Genomic DNA, 16,888 nt, shown 5'->3' with positions numbered 1-16,888 from the left:
GAGCTAGACGCGCCAGACGCCGGCCACGGACTCCATGCGCTCGGCCACGCCGCGCAGGGCGTGCGTCATGCGCTGGGTGCCGTGCATGGCCTGGAGGGTGTCGTCCATCATCCGGGACAGGTCCGTGACGGCGCCGAAGATTTGAGCGATGCCGGCGTTCTGCTGGATGACGGCGGCGGCGATCTGCTGCGCGGCGGAGGCGTTGTCCTGGATGATGTCCGTCAGCTCCCGCAGGCTCTGCCCGCTTTCGCGCACCTGGGCCAGGCCTGCCTCGGAGCGGCGCTGGCCCTCTTCTGAAAGCGCCACGGTGTCGCGGATGCCGCCGCGGATGGCGTCCAGGATGTCGCGCACCCGGCTGGTGGCCTGGATGGATTGATCCGCGAGGCTGCGGATCTCCCGCGCCACCACGCCAAAGCCCTTGCCGTGCTCGCCGGAGCGCGCCGCCTCGATGGCCGCGTTGAGCGCGAGCATGTTGGACTGGTCCGCCAGGTCCTTCACCGTCTGGGTGATACCGCCAATCTGGTGCGTGCGCTCGTGGAGGGTGGAGATGCCCTCGGCCAGCCGCGTCCCGTGGTCGCGCAGCTGTTCGAAGCCGTCCAGGCTGGCGCCGAGCGCCGTCTGCCCGGAGCCGCCCGCCTCGCGCGCCCGCGCCACCAGCGTGAGCACCGCCTGAGAACGCTCCGCGGCGAGCTGCGAGGTCTGTTGGATCTCCTTCGCGGTGACCTGCGTCTCGTGGATGGCGACGCCCTGCCGGGTGAGGTTGCGCTCCTGCTGCTCGGTGGCCTGGGTGAGCTCGCCCACCGTCTGCCCCAGCACCCGGGTGGCCTGCTGGAGGCTGGTGGTGGACTCGCGCAGGTGGTCCATCATCCGGGAGAAGGCGGAGGCCAGCTCGCCCACCTCGTCCTGATGGCCGTGGGCCTCCACCTTCTGGGTGAGGTCGCCCTCGCGCACCACGCGGGTCACCAGCGCGCTCAGCGTGGCGATGGGCCGGGTCACCCCGCGCGCCAGGGCCCAGGCGGCCAGCACGGCTAGCAGGAGGAGCGCGGCCACCGCGAGCAGGCTCAGTTGGAGGAAGCGCCGCAGGGGCAGGAAGGCCTCGGTCGCGTCCATCGCCGCCACGAAGCGCCAGCCCTTGCCCGCGGCGAAGCGGGCGGTGTCGTCGCGGGCTTCGGCCCGGACGGCGTCCGTGAGGCCCGGCGCGTTGGTGGCCCGGGAGCTGAAGAGACGGCCGCCGTCGGGCGCGAGGATTTCGAGGGTGAAGCTCTTCTGCCCCCGGCTGTGGGAGCGCTGGAGTGCGCCCGTGACCACCGCTTCCAGCTGGCCCCAGTCATACGCGGCCAGCAGCACGCCCACGCGTGCGCCGGAGATGGGGCTGAGCACGGGCAGGGCCAGGGGCATCACGGGGCGGGCGAGGAACGGGTCCTTCTTCGTGAGGGCGCCCGTGAGGACGGCGGGGTCCAGCCGGTCCTCCAGCGCGGTCTGGAACCAGGGCGCGGCGCGCACCTCCTGCTCGCGGCCGGCGAAGGTCTGGCGCAGCTCCGGCCGGCTCGCGGAGACCGCGCGCCCGTCGGGGGTGAACAGCACCAGCCCCGCGAAGGTGGTGTGCCGTCCGTTGAGCGAGGCGAGCACCGCGTCGCTCTTGGCGTAGGTGTCGAAGAGGAGCGCGCCGCGCACGATGGCGTCCTCGGTCCAGGCGCGGGCGTTCGCTTCGCGCTCGTGGAGGGACGCTTCGACGAGGTCCTGCAGGGCCTGGGCCTCCACGTGGAGGACGCCTTGCACCTGCTGCTCCAGGTTGCGCCGGATGACGTGGACGCCCACCAGGACGACAGGGGTGAGGGCCGCGACGAGCAGCAGGCAGACCCACAGCGTGAGGCGGCCCCGCAACTTCAATCCGGACAGCAGGCGCATGCGTGAGGACCCTGGGGGAAAACGGTCGGTGTCACAGGTCGAGCAGGGACAGACCCACGGTGAGCGCGCCGATGACCTGGGCGCCGTCGCGGACGGGGAGGGACACCTGGATGACGTAGGCCTGGGAGGACTCGTCGAAGAAGGGGGCCTCGCGCAACGCGGGCCCGCCCTGGCCTTGGGCGTAGGTGAGGCGCCATTTGGCCTCGTCCCCCTGCCAGTAGTCGGACGTGCGCCGGCTGGCGCAGACGAGCGCGCCCTGGCCATCCATGGTGAAGGCCTCCGCCATCGCCGGGCCCAGCCGCTCCCGCAGGCGGCGCAGCGCGCCCGTGCATGGGCCGTCCAGCACGCCCTGCTTGAACGGTGTGAGGGCGGTGGTCGCCATCCACTCCGCGTCGTGCCGCTGGATGGTGGCGAGCGGCACGCGGCGCGCGTTCTGGGCGCGGATGGCGCGCACCACCTCCGGGTCCTCGGCCAACTGGCGCAAATGGGGCATCACGCCGTCCACCTTCTGGAGCTGCGCGACACCGTCGGGAGGAAGCTGGCCCCCAACGGTCAGCGCCAATCCCATCCAGAATATAGACATCACCAGACGCCCCCAGGGCCGTGAGAACGGTTGAAAAAGTGTGTCATGGAACCGTTCGCCCCGTCACCCAGGCAGGCATGATTTGAATTATTCAAATTAAGCCTGTTTTCAGTGGCTTCAGGGCGGGCGGGACTGCGCGGGCCTGGCTTCCTGCTCCCGTGTATGGATTGTCAGGTCGGCCGTTGGCTTGAGGATGTCAGGGGTAGGGGGCATCCTTGCGCGCATGGGCGATGGAAACGGGAGTGGGAAGGGGAAGCCGGTGTCGTACGCCGTCCTGGAGGACGTGCCGCCGACGAAGGTGGGGGAGATCATCGAAGGGGAGCTGGTCGTCAGCCCGAGGCCCGCGTCCCGCCACACGCGTGCGGCGTCGCGGTTGGGAGCCTTGCTGGACGGCCCCTTCGACCGGGGGCGTGACGGGCCCGGCGGATGGCTCATCCTGGATGAGCCGGAGCTGCGCTTTCCGGGGACGGGGGACGCGCTGGTGCCAGACCTCGCGGGCTGGCGTCGTGAGCGCATGCCTCGGATGCCAGACACGCCTGTCTTCTCCCTGGCGCCGGATTGGATCTGCGAGGTGCTGTCCCCCTCCACGCGAAGGTGGGACCGGGGACCGAAGATGCGTGTCTACGCCCGGGCCGGCGTGGAATGGCTGTGGTTCATCGAGCCATTGGAGGAAGGTCTGGAGATCCACCAACTGCGGGATGGCCAGTGGGCCCTGTCTGGCGTGCACCTCGGGCGTGGAACGGTGCACCCCGCGCCTTTCGATGCCGTGCCGCTGGAGCTGGGCGCGCTCTGGGAACGCTGATCAGGGCAGCTTCGGCCGGATGATGCGCGGTGCGTCCGGGTTCACGTCCAGCAGGCGCACGGGGTCGCCTTCCTTCACGGTGCCAGCCTTGAGCACCCGGGCGAGCTGACCCCTGCGGGCCCAGCTCTCCTTCAAGAGGCCAGGGCGCAGGGCGTCCAGCTTCCAGCACGGGACGCAGGGCTCGGTCAGCTCCACCACCACCTCGTCCCCCAATGCCAGGCGCTGTCCCGGTGGCAGCGCGTCCAGGGGCAGCCCCTCCACCAGCACGTTCTCCTTGAGCGCGCCCTCGGGCACGTCCAGCGCCGCTCGCTGTGCTTCGTCCAGGAGCAGGAGCTGGCGCTTGTGGCCCACCGCCCTGCGCTGGTGCCGGTCGCCCTGGAAGCCGTGCTGCTCCACGGCGTGCGCCTCGGGGACCCGGCGCATGGGCGTGCCCCGCTCCTGGGCGAGGAAGAGGGCTCGGATGGTGCCTGCGGTGCTCACGACGTGACACTAACGCCGGTGGGCTCCGTTGGAGAGGGGGCGGACGCGTCACTCGGGCCTGCCGTGGCGGCGCGGCGGTGTTAATCGCGCGGGACATCGTTCCTGCCTGGAGAGGCCCCCGTGAGCACGAAGAACGTTCGCATCGAGAAGGACACTTTCGGTCCCATCGAAGTCCCCGCCGACCGGCTGTGGGGCGCGCAGACCCAGCGCAGCCGTCAGAACTTCGCCATCTCCTCGGAGCGCATGCCGCTGGCGCTCGTGCACGCGCTGGTGCTGGTGAAGAAGGCCGCCGCGCTCGTGAACCAGGCGAACGGCTCGCTGTCCCAGGAGAAGGCCGGGGCCATCGTGAAGGCCGCGGATGAAGTGCTCGCCGGCCAGCACGACGAGGAGTTCCCCCTGCTGGTGTGGCAGACGGGCAGCGGCACCCAGACGAACATGAACTGCAACGAGGTGCTGGCCAACCGCGCCTCGGAAATCCTGGGCGGCGAGCGCGGCGAGGGCCGCAAGGTCCACGCCAACGACGACGTCAACAAGGGCCAGAGCTCCAACGACGTGTTCCCCACCGCGATGAGCGTGGCCGCCGTGGAGGCCGTGGTGAAGCACGTGCTGCCGGAGCTGACGGCCCTGCGCGACGTGCTGGCCCAGAAGTCCCAGGCCTTCCACTCCATCGTGAAGATTGGCCGCACGCACCTGCAGGACGCGACGCCGCTCACGCTGGGCCAGGAGTTCAGCGGCTACGTGGCGCAGCTGGACCGCGCGAAGGGCCACATCGAGGCGTCCCTGCCGCACCTGCTGGAGCTGGCGCTGGGCGGCACTGCCGTGGGCACCGGCCTCAACGCGCCCCCGGGCTACGCCGAGCGCGTGGCGGCCGAGATCGCGAAGCTCACCGGCCACGCCTTCGTCACCGCGCCCAACAAGTTCGAGGCGCTGGCCGCCAACGACGCGCTGGTGCAGGCGCACGGCGCGCTCAAGGGGCTGGCGGCGGTGCTGTTCAAGGTGGCCAATGACATCCGCTGGCTGTCGTCCGGGCCGCGCTCGGGCATTGGGGAAATCAACATCCCGGAGAACGAGCCGGGCAGCTCCATCATGCCGGGCAAGGTGAACCCCACGCAGAGCGAGGCGCTCACCATGCTGTCCGCCCAGGTGATGGGCAACGACGTGGCCATCTCCCTGGGCGGCGCGTCCGGCAACTTCGAGCTCAACGTCTTCAAGCCGCTCATCATCCAGAACTTCCTGCAGAGCACCCGGCTGCTCGCGGACGGCATGCGCAGCTTCCGCCTCAACTGCGCGGTGGGCATCGAGCCCAACCTCCCGCGCCTCCAGGAGAACCTCCAGCGCAGCCTGATGCTCGTCACCGCGCTCAACCCGCACATCGGATACGACAACGCGGCGAAGATCGCGAAGACGGCGCACAAGCAGGGCAAGACCCTGAAGGAGGTGGCGGTGGAGCTGGGGCTCGTCACCGCCGAGCAGTTCGACCAGTGGGTGCGCCCGGAGAAGATGACCGGGAACCTGTAGGCCGCGCCCCCGGGCGCAGCGCCCACAGCGCCAGCAGGATGCCCCCCAGGAGGCCCGGGCTCGCGCCGCCTCCCGCCTGCTGGCAGCCGCCCGCCTCCACCACCACCACCTCCACGTCGAAGGTGCAGGTGGCCATGTTTCCCGTGGCGTCGGTCGCGGTGACCCGCACGGTCGTCGTGCCCGGGGGGAAGGTGCTCCCGGACGCCGGGCTCATGCGCAGCGTGGGATGCGCGTCCTGTGTATCCATCACCGCCACCCGGGGCAGGTCCACCGGGGCGCCCTCCGGCGTGAGCGCCTTGGCCCGCAGCGGACCCGGGCAGGTGAGGTGGGGCGGGGTGACATCCGCGCCCTCGATGGGCAGGGCCCACAGCTCGCGCCCCGCCTCCGGCGTCCAGGCGGAGAAGAAGAGGTGCCGCCCCGCCGCGGCCATGAGGCCGGGCGACGAGGAGCGCGGGCCGGGCAGCACGTCCGCCACGCGCACCGTGCCCTCGGGCGTGCCGTCCGTCCTCCACAGCTCCATGCCGGAGGTGCCATCCGATGCGGCGAAGACGAGCGGCCCGTGCGGCCCCATCGGCACCCACGGGCCGGGCGTGGCCACCGCGCCCATGGGGCCCGGGTTGAGGTCCTTCAGCGGGACGGTGCCCCCGGGGGTGCCGTCGCTCGTCCACGGCTCGTAGCCGCTCACGCCGTCCGAGGCCCAGAACACCAACCGGTTCCCCAGTGCGGTGAGCCGCTGGGGCTGGGGCACGGCACGCGTCGTCCCGAAGGTGTGGAGGGGTTCCAGCGTCTGGCCTTCGAGCCTCCACAGCCGGGGCGGACCCTCGCCGGTGTTGAAGACGAGGTACAGCGTGTCGCCCACGGCGGCCGCCTCGCCCAGGACGTCCAGGTCCGGTGGCAGTGCGGCCACGAGGCGGGTGCTCCGCTCCGTCCCCTCCGTCCCCCAGACCTGGTGGGTCTCGCCCATGCGGTACAGGACGAACATCCGCCGGGCGGTGGGGAAGATGCCCAGGATTTGAGAGGTGTCCGGCGCGGCGGGCTTGATCCGTACCGTGCCCTGGGCGCTGCCGTCGCTCACCCACAGCGCGTCCCGGTTCAGGGTCTCCGTCCAGGCGAAGTAGAGCCGGTCCCCCTCGGTCGCGAGGAGCCTGGGCGTCGACCAGGAGGACCCTTCCGGGGCCCGGGCCAGCTGCACGGTGCCCTGCGCCGTGCCGTCCGTCATCCACAGCTCCATGGAGGTGGAGGTGAAGGGGACGACGCTCCACCGGGTGAAGTAGGCCCGTGTCGCGGCGCCAATGAGGCTCCCGACCTGGCCGTAGGCTTCGCGCTCGTCCAACTGCTGCAATTCGTGGGTGGTGCCATTCAGCGACCACAGCTCGTTGGGGGTATAGCCCTGGGTGAGGAAGAGGAGCCGCCCGTTGACGGGCGTGAGGGCGAAGGGCCCTCGAGAGTAGTAGCCGCCCGGCCGGGCCAGCACCTCCCGGGTCCCGTCGGCCGTGCCGTCGCTGGCCCACAGCGCGCCGAAGTACTCAGCCGGACCGTGGGAGGTGCTGCGCAGAACCGGTGAGACGAAGAACAGCGTGCCATCCAGGTTCACGGCCGCCGGGGTGAAGGAGATGAAGGCATCGAGTTCCCGGGGGGCCACGGAGGGCAGGGTGGACGTCCCGGCCGGCGTCCCGTCCGTCAAGAGCAGCTGCCCATCCGACGCGGAGATGATCAGCCGGTCCCACGCCCACAGCTGCATCCCATGGGTGCGTCCGGAGGCCAGTGACGCCACCCGTTGCGTTCCGGCCGGCGTGCCGTCCGTGCGCCACAACGGCAGCTGGGCGTAATCCCACCCCTGGAAGAAGAGGCCCGCGGGCGTGCTCCGCAAGGGCTCCATCTGGGGCGAGGACACGACCGGAACGGGCGCTCCCGCGACCGGCTCCGGGAGGGCGTCCGGGGTGTCCAGCTTCCACAGCCGTCGCGGGCTCGCGGCGTCCTCCTGGACGAGGAAGTAGAGGCGTCCCTCGTGCGCGGTGAGCTTCACCGGGTCGCCTCCCTCGATGCCGGGGACGAGGTCGGCCACCCGGGCGGTGCCCTCGGGCGTGCCGTCCGTCCTCCACAGCTCCTGACCGGCCTGGGCGTCCCAGGCGTTGAAGTAGGCGGTGTTCCCGATGACCACGATGGGGGCGGAGGAGCCGAGTCTGGTGGTGGGAGCGCCGTGGACCGCGCCCAGCGCCTGGGTTCCAGGCCCGGTGCCGTCGGTGATCCACAGGCGCGGGGGGCTGGTGCTCGTCTCCCGCCCCCAGAACAGGAGCCGGTCCGCCAGCCGGGCCATGTCTCGCAAGGACCCCATCTCACCCTTGCCGAGGCCCCGGTCCGCCAGCAGCCGGGTGCCCTGGGGCGTCCCATCCGACGTCCAGAGCTCCGGGCCCATGGGGTCCGATTGGCCGCTGAAGTAGAGCCTGTCCCCCACCCAGAGCGCGGACGCGGTCTCGAGGCGGAACGCGGAGGCGACCTCCTTCAGCACCTGGGTGCCGGCGGGAGTCCCGTCGCTCTTCCAGAGCGTGAAGCCCTGCGGGCTGTCCAGGGCCGGGGCCTCGAAGTAGAGGGCCCCCCCGTGCTCGGTGATGAAGGACGGGCGCTCACGCAGGGTCAGCAGCAGCCGGGTGCCGTCCGGCGTGCCGTCCGTGCGCCACAGACCGAAGAGCCCCTGGTTCGTGGCGAGCAGCGAGGTCACGAAGTACAGCTGCCCTCCCATCGCCGTGAGGTGGGTAGGGATTGAGCCCTCTCGGCCCGGCATCAGGTCCGTCACCAGGGCGCTGCCCTCCGGGGTTCCGTCGGTCCTCCACAGCTCCCGGCCGTGGAGCTGGTCGTCCACCGTGAAGAAGACGCTCGTCCCCACCTGCACGAAGCTGGCGGGGTTCGCGCTCGGGACGACCGCTGTGGGTCCCGGGCGCAGGTCGCGCACCAGGAAGGGCGCGGCTTCCGCCTCCAGCCTCGCGGCCCTGGCGGTGGGCGCGGGTTCCGTGGAGGCGTCGCCACACCCCAGGCCCAGCCAGAGGGCCAGGCCCACCCCCGATGACTTCACCCTCACCGCGAACTTCGGAGAGCCCATGGCACTTCCCGTCGGCTGTTGCACTCCACCTCATACGAGGCAGGCGCCGGACCTTGTCATTTTCCGCGTCCGCGTCCCAACCGGGCCCGGGGTCAGCGCAGGGGCAGCACCCAGGGCTCGCGGCCCGTCTCCGGCGTCCACGCGGTGAAGAAGAGCTTGCCGCCCGCGACCCTCAGGTTCGCGGGTGCCGAGGACAGCGGTCCGGGCAGCACGTCCGCGAGCGGCTTCGTGCCCCCGGCCGTGCCGTCCGTCCGCCACAGCTCCAAGCCCGTGACGCCGTCCGACGCCGCGAACACCCACGGCCCCTGGGGGCCCAGCGGCACCAGCGGCCCGGGCACGGCCACGCTCCCGGCGGCGCCGGGGCGGAGCTCCTTCACGGGCACCGTGCCCGCCTCCGTGCCGTCGCTCTTCCAGAGCTCGTAGCCGCTCGCGCCGTCCGTCCACCAGAACAGCAACTGGTTCCCGTTCGTGGTGAGTCGCGCGGGCGGCGCGGTCACGTCCGTCTTCGGCAGGGCGCGCACAACGCCCGAGGTCCGCCCATCCGTCTTCCACAGCGTCGGGGCCTCGCCGCTGGTGGACCCCAGCGACAGGAACAGCGTGTCACCCACGGCGGCCCACTCGCCCTTGCCCGGGTCGCGCGGGTCGTCACCGGACAGGTCCGCCACGAAGCGGCTGCTCGCGGCCGTGCCGTCCGTGACCCAGAGCTGCTGGTGGTTCCCCACCCGGGCGCGGAAGTACACGCGCGAGCCCACCGGATAGATGCCCAGCAGGTCCACCCAGGTGGGGCCGCCCGCGAAGGACTTGAGCTTCACCGTGCCCTCCGCCGTGCCGTCCGTCCTCCACAGCGAGTCGCGCAGCTCCGCGTCTTCGCGCGCGGCGAAGTAGAGCGTCCCGCCCACCGGCGTGAGCAGGTGCGGGGACCAGCCACGGGGTGAGCCGGGCGGAGTGCCCATCACGGGCACGGTGCCCTCGGGCGTGCCGTCCGTCTTCCACAGCTCCTGCTGGGACGCGGACAGGACGCGGACGAACCAGGCCTGCGTGTCCGTGGAGACGAAGGTCATGGAGTGGCCGGTATTGGGGAGCTGCGTCAGCTGACGGACCTCCTCCGTCCGGGCGTCCATGGACCAGAGGGTCTGACGGTCGCGTTCGTCCACGAACAGCAGATGGCCGTTCACCGGGGCCAGCTGGGTGGGCTCGTGCTCGAAGACGCCCGGGGCCTTGCGGTTCACCTGACGCGTTCCTTCCGGCGTGCCGTCCGTGCGCCAGAGCGCGATGACGGTCTCCATCGGATATGGCGGCGTGCTCTCAACGAGCTGCGGCAGCGTGAAGTAGAGCGTGCCGTTGTCCATCGCCGCGGTTTCGCTCCACTCCGAGTCGAACGCGCCGACGGGACGCGAGCCGAACTGCCGCAAGGTCCGGGTGCCCTCCTGCGTGCCATCCGTCACCCACAGCGTCCCATCCGAGGACGTGAAGTACATCCGGCCCGCGCCTCCGCCCGCGATGCCGATGTTCGCGAGCATCGCCTCCGAGGTCAGGGCGACCGTGCCCGGAGCGGCGCCATCCGTGCGCCACAGTTGGGGGTCCATCCCGAAGAAGTCGTCCTGGGGCGAAGCCCTGAAGAAGAGCAGCCCGTCGCGCACGGTGACGTCCCAGGCATGGCGCATCAGGGTGACCAGGCGCCGGGTGCCCGCGGCGGTGCCATCCGTGCGCCACAGCGCGTGGAGGTCGTACTCCGCGCTCACCCCCGGCCGCATCCGGGCGGTGAAGTACAGGCTGTCACCCATGCGCACGAGCGGCGAGGGGTCGGACCCCTCGCGGCCGGGCAGCAGGTCCGTCACCAGGGACGTGCCCTCCGGTGTTCCGTCCGTCCTCCAGAGCTCCCACCCGTGGATCCCGTCGTCCGCGGCGAAGTACGTGTACGCGCCCAGCTGGGCCCGTCCGTCCATCCGCACGTTGGGGAGCCCCGGACGGACCCCGGGCGACAGGTCCTTCACGAGGAACGGGCGGGCGACGTCCGCGTCGTCCTCCTCCTCCTCCGGAGGCGGCTACTGCGCCACCGGGCCGGGGTCCTCCTGTGGGATGGGCCCTGGCTCCACGGGCCCGGCCGGGCCCTCCACGGCGGGAAGCGGGGCGGTGCCGGAAGCCGGAGTCGGAGTCGGAGACTCGCAGCCCGTGCTTGAACCCAGGGTGAGAAGAAAGACGGCCAGTGTACGCAACGGCGACTTCACAGACATGACATGCCCCAACGGATCCGCCGACCGCCCAGACGGTGGGTGCGTGTCGGCAGGGGATGTGTTGGGACGCACCCCATCCGCGACAAGGGTGCACGGGAGCGTTTCGGACCAACCGTGGGGCATCACACGCTCCGCGAAGAAGGAGGGAGCGCGCGCGCGGGGGGACGATTAGGGTACGGGGGCCATGAACGTCCCCTTCGTCATTGAGACCACGCACCGCGGCGAGCGGGCGTACGACCTCTACAGCCGTCTGCTCAAGGACCGCATCATCCTCCTGGGCACGCCCATCAACGACGATGTGGCCAACCTCATCGTCGCCCAGCTGCTGTTCCTGGAGTCCGAGGACCCGGACAAGGGCATCAACCTCTACATCAACTCGCCCGGTGGCTCCGTCACGGCGGCGCTCGCGATGTACGACACGATGCAGTACGTCAAATGCCCCGTGTCCACCATCTGCGTGGGCCAGGCCGCCTCCGCGGGCGCGCTGCTGCTCCTGGCCGGCTCCAAGGGCAAGCGCTACGCCCTGCCCAACAGCCGCATCATGATCCACCAGCCGCTGGGCGGCGCGCAGGGTCAGGCGACGGACATCGACATCCAGGCGAAGGAAATCCTCCGCCTGCGCACGTACCTCAACGGCCTGTTCGTGAAGCACACGGGCCACACCATCGAGCGCATCGAGAAGGACACCGAGCGCGACTACTTCATGAGCGCCGAGGAGGCCCGGCAGTACGGCCTCATCGACGAGGTCGTGGAGCGCGCTTCCGGCGTGCCGGCGCCCAAGTAGCTTTCCATTCCAGCGGGGACCGGAGGAGCAGGCCCCGTGCCGTTCCTCCGGGCGGGCATGCGATGGGTGGCGGCTTCGCAAGCCGCCCCACGGTGCAGCTTGACGGAAGCGTGCCCAGGGTTTGGGCATGCTGCCCCGCCTCTTCGCCGCTGCTCTCCTGCCTGCCTTCCTGGCTGGCGTGGGTTGTGCCACTGGCCCTACAGGCCGACTGCCCGTGCTACCCAGCTCCCAGCCGGTTCAGGAGGAGCTGGGCGAACGCAACGTCGTCGACGCGGGCCAGGAGTACGCCCGGCAGAACAGCATCCTGCTGTCGGAAGGAGGCGAATCGTTGCGCTTCAGCCCCAACAACTGGCGGCTCCGCTTCGGGCTCCCGGAGGAGGGCTCCGGGAAGTTCCTGGACCTGGACTTCGATGCACTGGCGCAGCGCGTGACGGGGGAACAGCGCCTGGACATCACCTCCGCCCAGTCGCCCATCCCCCGCACCTCCCTGCCCAGCGAATCGAGCCCCGCGACGGGGGGCTCGGGTTTCCGCTGACGGCTACGGCAGCCGGGTGACGCGGTCGAGCGCCGGGGCCGGCAGTGGCGCGGCCTCCGAGCTCTTCGCGGTGAGGTAGGCCTCCAGCGCGTCCGAGTCCACGGCGCCGCCCACGGGGTTGGTGCCCTCCGTGAGGACGGTGAAGCCGTCACCGCCGGGCGCGAGGAAGCTGTTGATGGTGACGCGGTAGTTGGCGGCCGGGTCCAGCGTCGTGCCGTTGAGCAGGATGCTGGCGGGGTCCACCTTGGAGCCCGCGGGCGCGGACGCGCTGAACGCATACTGGAAGCCCGCGGACGGGTGGAGGATGCGGGGGCTGGCGAGCTGGAACTGCTGCTCCAGCAGGCGCTCAATCTGCGCGCCCGTCAGCGTCACGGTGACCAGGGTGTTGCCGAAGGGCTGCACGGTGAAGGCCTCGCCGTAGGTGACGGCGCCCGTGTCGTTGGGGTCCGCCGGGTTGCGCACCAGGTCCGTGCGCACGCCGCCCGGGTTCATGAAGGCAATCTGGGCGCCGCCCACGTTCGCGCCCTTCGTGGCCTCCAGCTGCGCGTCCGCGATGACGAAGCCCAGGGTGGCCTGGCCGCTGGGGTCCGTCTGGATGTTGCCGCGGATGAGCGTCTGGGAGATGTAGCCGATGACGCGGTTCTCCAGCGGCGTGGTGAGGCCCTTGTAGCGGGTGATGAGCTCCGTGACGTCCGGGTCGGGCGTCACCGTGCGGGTGACGATGACGTTCTGGGCCTGGGCCTTCACCACCTGGCCGGAGGCCGCGTCCAGCGTCAGGTCGATGTCCGTGACGAGCCGGCCCACCGACGCGGCGCTGGTGACCAGCTTGCCGCTCAGCGTGCAGTTGTAGGCCTGGTGCGTGTGGCCACTGACGATGACGCTCACGGCGGGGTCCAGGTTCTTCGCGATCTCCACGATGGGGCCGGTGAAGCCCTTGCACTCGTTGTAGAGCGAGTCGAGGCCGGGCGTGCCGCCCTCGTGCACGATGACGACGACGGCGTTCACGCCCTGCGCCTTGAGCTCCGGGATGAGCGCGTTGACGGTCTCCACCTCGTCCTTGAACTGGAGGCCGGCGATGCCCGTGGGCGTGACGAGGGTCGTCGTTCCTTCCAGCGTCATGCCGACGAAGGCGACCTTCACGCCTTCGAAGGTCCGCACGTCGTAGCGCGGGAAGAGGGTGCGGTCCGGGCCGGTGGCCACGTTGGCCGCGAGGATCTTGTACCGGGCGCCGGTGAAGCCGGTGCCGTCCTGGCAGCCGTCCTTCGGGTGGCAGCCGCCGTTCTGCATGCGCAGGAGCTCCGAGCCGCCCTCGTCGAACTCGTGGTTGCCCACGGCGGCGATGTCCAGGCCGATTTGATTCATGGCCTCGACGGTGGGCTCGTCGTGGAAGAGCGCGGAGAGCAGCGGCGTGGCGCCGATGAGGTCACCGGCGGACACCACGATGGAGTTCGGGTTCTTCGCGCGCAGCTCCGCGACGTAGCGCGCGAAGTACACCGCGCCGCCCGCGTTCACGCGGCTGGCCGTGTCCACGCCGCCGTCCGCCAGGAGGCGCTCGTGAATCTGGCCGCCGGTGCCGGTCGCGGGCTCCAGCTGCCCGTGGAAGTCGTTGAAGGCGATGATCTTCAGGGAGACGGTGGCGCCGCCGTCCTCGGTGCCCGTGCCCGCGTCCTCGGTGCCGGTGCCCGCGTCGGTGTCACCGCCGCCAGGGGGCGGGAAGGTGACGGCCTTGCAGACGTGGTCCACGCACGTCCAACCCTGGCCTTCCGGCGCGGGGTTCTCCTCCTGGCAGTCAAAGGCATTGATGCACTCGTTGTTGCCACAGCCGCCGTGGAAGGCGAGCAGCAGGCCGGTGACGAAGGCGCCGGCGAGGAGGAAGACGCTGGGTCGCGCGGCGTGAGGCGCGCGGGGGACGGAAGGCTGCATCGAGACGGCTCCTGAAGGGAGAAGCGGGGACCCTGGCATCGTCGCGTGGCACGCGTGTGAGGGCCGGGTTCCGAATGAGTGTCGTCCAATGGGTGTGGTCTGGCCAACACCCAACGCGGGCTCCGGGACGTATGGGTTTCCCGCTCGCCAGCAGTTCGGCGGTTCCGCCCACGGCGCCCCAGAGCACGGCCTCCAGGGCCTCCCTGCCCAGCGACGCGAGCCCCGCGACGGGCGGCTCGGGTCGCTGAGTCCCTGGCGGCTCAGGGCAGCCGCGTCATCCGGTCGAGCGCCGGGGCCGGCAGCGGGTTCGCCTGGGTGCTCTTCGCCTTGAAGTACGCCTCCAGCGCATCCAGGTCCACCGCGCCGCCCACCGTGTTCGTGCCCTCCCCGAAGACGGTGAAGTTGTCGCCGCCCGGGGCGAGGAGGTTGTTCGTCGTCACGCGGTAGCTGGCGGCGGGATCCAACGTGACGCCGTTCAACAGGATGCTGGCGGGGTCCACCTTGGAGCCGATGGGCGCTGACGCGCTGAACGCGTACTGGAAGCCCGCGGACGGGAGGAGGATGCGGGTGAGGTCGCCCGTGCGGAACTGCTGCTCCAGCAGGCGTTCAATCTGCGCGCCCGTCAGGGTCATGGTGACCAGCGTGTTGCTGAAGGGCTGCACGGTGAAGGCCTCGCCGTAGGTGACGGCGCCGACGCCGTTGGGGTCGGCCGGGTCGTGCACGAGGTCGGCGCGCACGCCGCCCGGGTTCATGAAGGCAATCTGGGCGCCGCCCAGGGCCGCGGGCTTCGTGGCCTCCAGCTGGGCGTCCGCGATGACGAAGCCCATGGTGGACTGGCCGGTGGGGTCCCTCTGGAGGTTGCTGCGGGTGAGCGTCTCGGCGACCCAGCCGATGACGCGGCCCTCCAGCGGCGCCGTCAGTCCCTTGTAGCGGGTGACGAGCTCCGTGACGTCCGGGTCCGGCGCCACCGTGCGGGTGACGATGACGTTCTGGGCCTGGGCCTTCACCACCTGGCCGGAGGCCGCGTCCAGCGTCAGGTCGATGTCCGTGACGAGCCGGCCCACCGACGCGGCGCTGGTGACCAGCTTGCCGCTCAGCGTGCAGTTGTAGGCCTGGTGCGTGTGGCCGCTGACGATGACCGCCACCGCCGGGTCCAGGTTCTTCGCGATGTCCAGGATGGGGCCGGAGATGCCCTTGCACTCGTTGTAGAGCGAATCGAGCGCGGGCGTCCCGCCCTCGTGCACCATGACGACGATGGCGTTCACGCCCTGCGCCTTGAGCTCCGGCACCAGCGCGTTGACAGTCTCCACCTCGTCCTTGAACTGCAGCCCCGCCACGCCCGTGGGTACGACGATCTTCGCCGTGCCTTCCAGCGTCATGCCGACGAAGGCCACCTTCACGCCGTCGAAGGTGCGCACGTCGTAGCGGGCGAAGAGGGTGCGGTCCACGCCGGTGGCCACGTTGGCCGCGAGGTACTTGAACTTCGCGCCGGAGAAGCCGGTGCCGTCCTGGCAGCCGTCCACCGGGTGGCAGCCGCCCGCCTGCATGCGGAGGATCTCCGAGCCGCCCTCGTCGAACTCGTGGTTGCCCACCGCGCTCAAATCCAGGCCTATCTGGTTCATCGCCTCGATGGTGGGCTCGTCGTGGAAGAGCGCGGAGAGCAGCGGCGTGGCGCCGATGAGGTCACCGGCGGACACCACGATGGTGTTCGGGTTCTTCGCGCGCAGGTCCGCGACGTACCTGGCGAAGTACACCGCGCCGCCCGCGTTCACGCGGCTGGCCGTGTCCACGCCGCCGTCCGCCAGCAGGGCCGTGTGAATCTGGCCGCCGGTGCCGGTCGCGGGCTCCAGCTGCCCGTGGAAGTCGTTGAAGGCGATGATCTTCACGGCGACGGTGCTGCCGCCGGTGCCCGCGTCATCCGTGCCCGTGCCCGCGTCCTCGGTGCCGGTGCCCGCGTCGGTGTCACCGCCGCCGGGGGGCGGGAAGGTGACGGCCTTGCAGACGTGGTCCACGCACGTCCAGCCCTGGCCTTCCGGCGCGGGGTTCTCTTCCTGGCAGTCAAAGGCGTTGGTGCACTCGTTGTTGCCGCAGCCGCCGTGGAAGGCGAGCAGCAGGCCGGTGACGAAGGCGCCTGCGAGGAGGAAGCGGCTGGGTCGCGCGGCGTCACGCGTGCGGGGAAGGGCAGGTTGCATCGAGGCGGCTCCTGGGGTGGGCGTCCGGGAGCGCGCGACGGCGTGCTCCTCGGGCGCGGAAGGATGGTGCGTCCCGGAAGTTGGAGGGAGCGTCCCATGCCTGATGGAGGCCCTTCACACGCGGATGATGCGGCGGCGCCACACCACTGCGACTCAAGGGAGGGGTGGCTCGCGACACCCCACCAGCTCCGCAGTGCCGCCCACTCGGCCCCAGAGCACGGCCTCCTGGTCGAACAGCCGGCCCAGGCGCAGGGCCTCCTCGCGGGACAGACCGGGGACGAAGAGGCTCTCCTCGAACCAGCGCCGGTCCTCCGCCACGCCCACTGCGGACACGCTCGGGTGTCCCCGGGCTTCGAGCAGCGCGATGAGGCGCTGTTGCAGGCGTGCGTTGGTGCGGGGCGGGCGCGCGTGCGCGTGGGGATTCCACGCGGTGACGAACGCCCAGGTGGTGAAGCCGTGCGCGGTGAGCGCGGCGTCGAGCGCCGGGTGCATGGCGTCCACGCGCAGCACGTGCTTGCGGTTTCCGACGAGCGGGTGCGGACGCACGACGTAGCCCGTGGCCGTGAAGGCCGCGTGCAGCGCCGAGCGCCGCGCGTCACTCATGCGGCGTGGCGACCACCGGTCCCGCACCCTGCGCGCTGATGGCCGGAGTGGCCACGGCCGGCGGGGTCGCGGGCTGCGTCCCCGCACCCGGCGGCGACGACGGTGGAGTCGTGCCTGCCGGTGCGGCCTGCGGATTCGCGGCGGTCGGACTCGTGCCCTGCGGCGCAGAAGGCGGCGCGTTCATCGCCGGAGGGTTCGCGCTCGGGGGGGCGGCCTGGGGCTTCGGGGT

At 71.1% G+C, this 16,888-nt stretch carries 12 protein-coding genes and 1 pseudogene; 4 read left to right on the top strand and 9 right to left on the bottom strand.

Features of this window, described 5'->3' with window-relative positions; all coding sequences use genetic code 11:
• Positions 1-3 precede the first annotated feature (3 nt).
• Entirely contained in the window at positions 4-1,908 is a 1,905-nt protein-coding gene (locus D7W81_RS14965) for a methyl-accepting chemotaxis protein (RefSeq protein ID WP_120556049.1), read from the bottom strand.
• Between the two features lie 31 nt (positions 1,909-1,939).
• Positions 1,940-2,491: a PDC sensor domain-containing protein gene (locus D7W81_RS14960; RefSeq protein ID WP_120556048.1), complete on the bottom strand. Its 552-nt coding sequence runs from the start codon at positions 2,489-2,491 to the stop codon at positions 1,940-1,942.
• 223 nt (positions 2,492-2,714) lie between these two features.
• Between D7W81_RS14960 and D7W81_RS14955 the strand changes: the two genes are divergently transcribed.
• The gene (locus tag D7W81_RS14955) at positions 2,715-3,293 is read left to right on the top strand and encodes a Uma2 family endonuclease (protein WP_120556047.1); all 579 of its coding nucleotides are present in this window, start codon (positions 2,715-2,717) and stop codon (positions 3,291-3,293) included.
• On the opposite strand, the gene D7W81_RS14950 is transcribed toward D7W81_RS14955, so the two are convergent.
• Complete coding sequence (locus tag D7W81_RS14950; protein WP_244227219.1) at positions 3,294-3,773, bottom strand: MOSC domain-containing protein; 480 nt, start codon at positions 3,771-3,773, stop codon at positions 3,294-3,296. It lies immediately after the preceding gene.
• A gap of 120 nt (positions 3,774-3,893) precedes the next feature.
• Here D7W81_RS14950 and fumC point away from each other — a divergent pair, with 120 nt between their 5' ends.
• Positions 3,894-5,291: a class II fumarate hydratase gene (gene fumC / locus D7W81_RS14945; protein ID WP_120556046.1), complete on the top strand. Its 1,398-nt coding sequence runs from the start codon at positions 3,894-3,896 to the stop codon at positions 5,289-5,291.
• Here the strand turns inward: fumC and D7W81_RS14940 are convergent.
• The gene (locus tag D7W81_RS14940) at positions 5,233-8,388 is read right to left on the bottom strand and encodes an HYR domain-containing protein (protein ID WP_120556045.1); all 3,156 of its coding nucleotides are present in this window, start codon (positions 8,386-8,388) and stop codon (positions 5,233-5,235) included. The two genes, fumC and D7W81_RS14940, sit on opposite strands and share 59 nt — an antisense overlap.
• Positions 8,389-8,480: 92 nt before the next feature.
• Positions 8,481-10,382 carry an ELWxxDGT repeat protein gene (locus D7W81_RS14935; protein ID WP_120556044.1) on the bottom strand — a complete coding sequence of 634 codons (1,902 nt, stop codon included), beginning with the start codon at positions 10,380-10,382 and terminating at the stop codon, positions 8,481-8,483.
• 424 nt (positions 10,383-10,806) lie between these two features.
• On the opposite strand from D7W81_RS14935, the gene clpP reads away from it, so the two are divergent.
• Both clpP and D7W81_RS14925 read left to right on the top strand, forming a co-directional pair.
• Positions 10,807-11,406, top strand: coding sequence for an ATP-dependent Clp endopeptidase proteolytic subunit ClpP (gene clpP / locus D7W81_RS14930; RefSeq protein WP_014399808.1), 600 nt, complete (start codon positions 10,807-10,809; stop codon positions 11,404-11,406).
• A 214-nt stretch (positions 11,407-11,620) separates the two neighbouring features.
• Complete coding sequence (locus D7W81_RS14925) at positions 11,621-11,941, top strand: hypothetical protein (RefSeq protein WP_244227218.1); 321 nt, start codon at positions 11,621-11,623, stop codon at positions 11,939-11,941.
• A gap of 3 nt (positions 11,942-11,944) precedes the next feature.
• Here D7W81_RS14925 and D7W81_RS14920 read toward each other — a convergent pair whose 3' ends face one another.
• The 4 genes and pseudogenes from D7W81_RS14920 to D7W81_RS42995 all read right to left on the bottom strand — a co-directional run.
• Positions 11,945-13,864, bottom strand: coding sequence for a bifunctional metallophosphatase/5'-nucleotidase (locus D7W81_RS14920; RefSeq protein WP_120556042.1), 1,920 nt, complete (start codon positions 13,862-13,864; stop codon positions 11,945-11,947).
• A 260-nt stretch (positions 13,865-14,124) separates the two neighbouring features.
• Positions 14,125-16,056, bottom strand: coding sequence for a bifunctional metallophosphatase/5'-nucleotidase (locus tag D7W81_RS14915; protein WP_120556041.1), 1,932 nt, complete (start codon positions 16,054-16,056; stop codon positions 14,125-14,127).
• 153 nt (positions 16,057-16,209) lie between these two features.
• Positions 16,210-16,659, bottom strand: a complete 450-nt coding sequence (locus tag D7W81_RS14910) for a DUF3293 domain-containing protein (protein ID WP_120556040.1) — start codon at positions 16,657-16,659, stop codon at positions 16,210-16,212.
• Positions 16,652-16,888 (bottom strand): annotated as a pseudogene (locus D7W81_RS42995) (thioredoxin); the annotation flags it as partial. The pseudogene D7W81_RS42995 and the gene D7W81_RS14910, both read right to left, overlap by 8 nt.

It is taken from the genome of Corallococcus aberystwythensis (assembly GCF_003612165.1).
Taxonomy (GTDB): domain Bacteria; phylum Myxococcota; class Myxococcia; order Myxococcales; family Myxococcaceae; genus Corallococcus; species Corallococcus aberystwythensis.
Note: the sequence above shows the minus strand (reverse complement) of the source record. Positions and strands in the feature narration are given on the sequence as shown.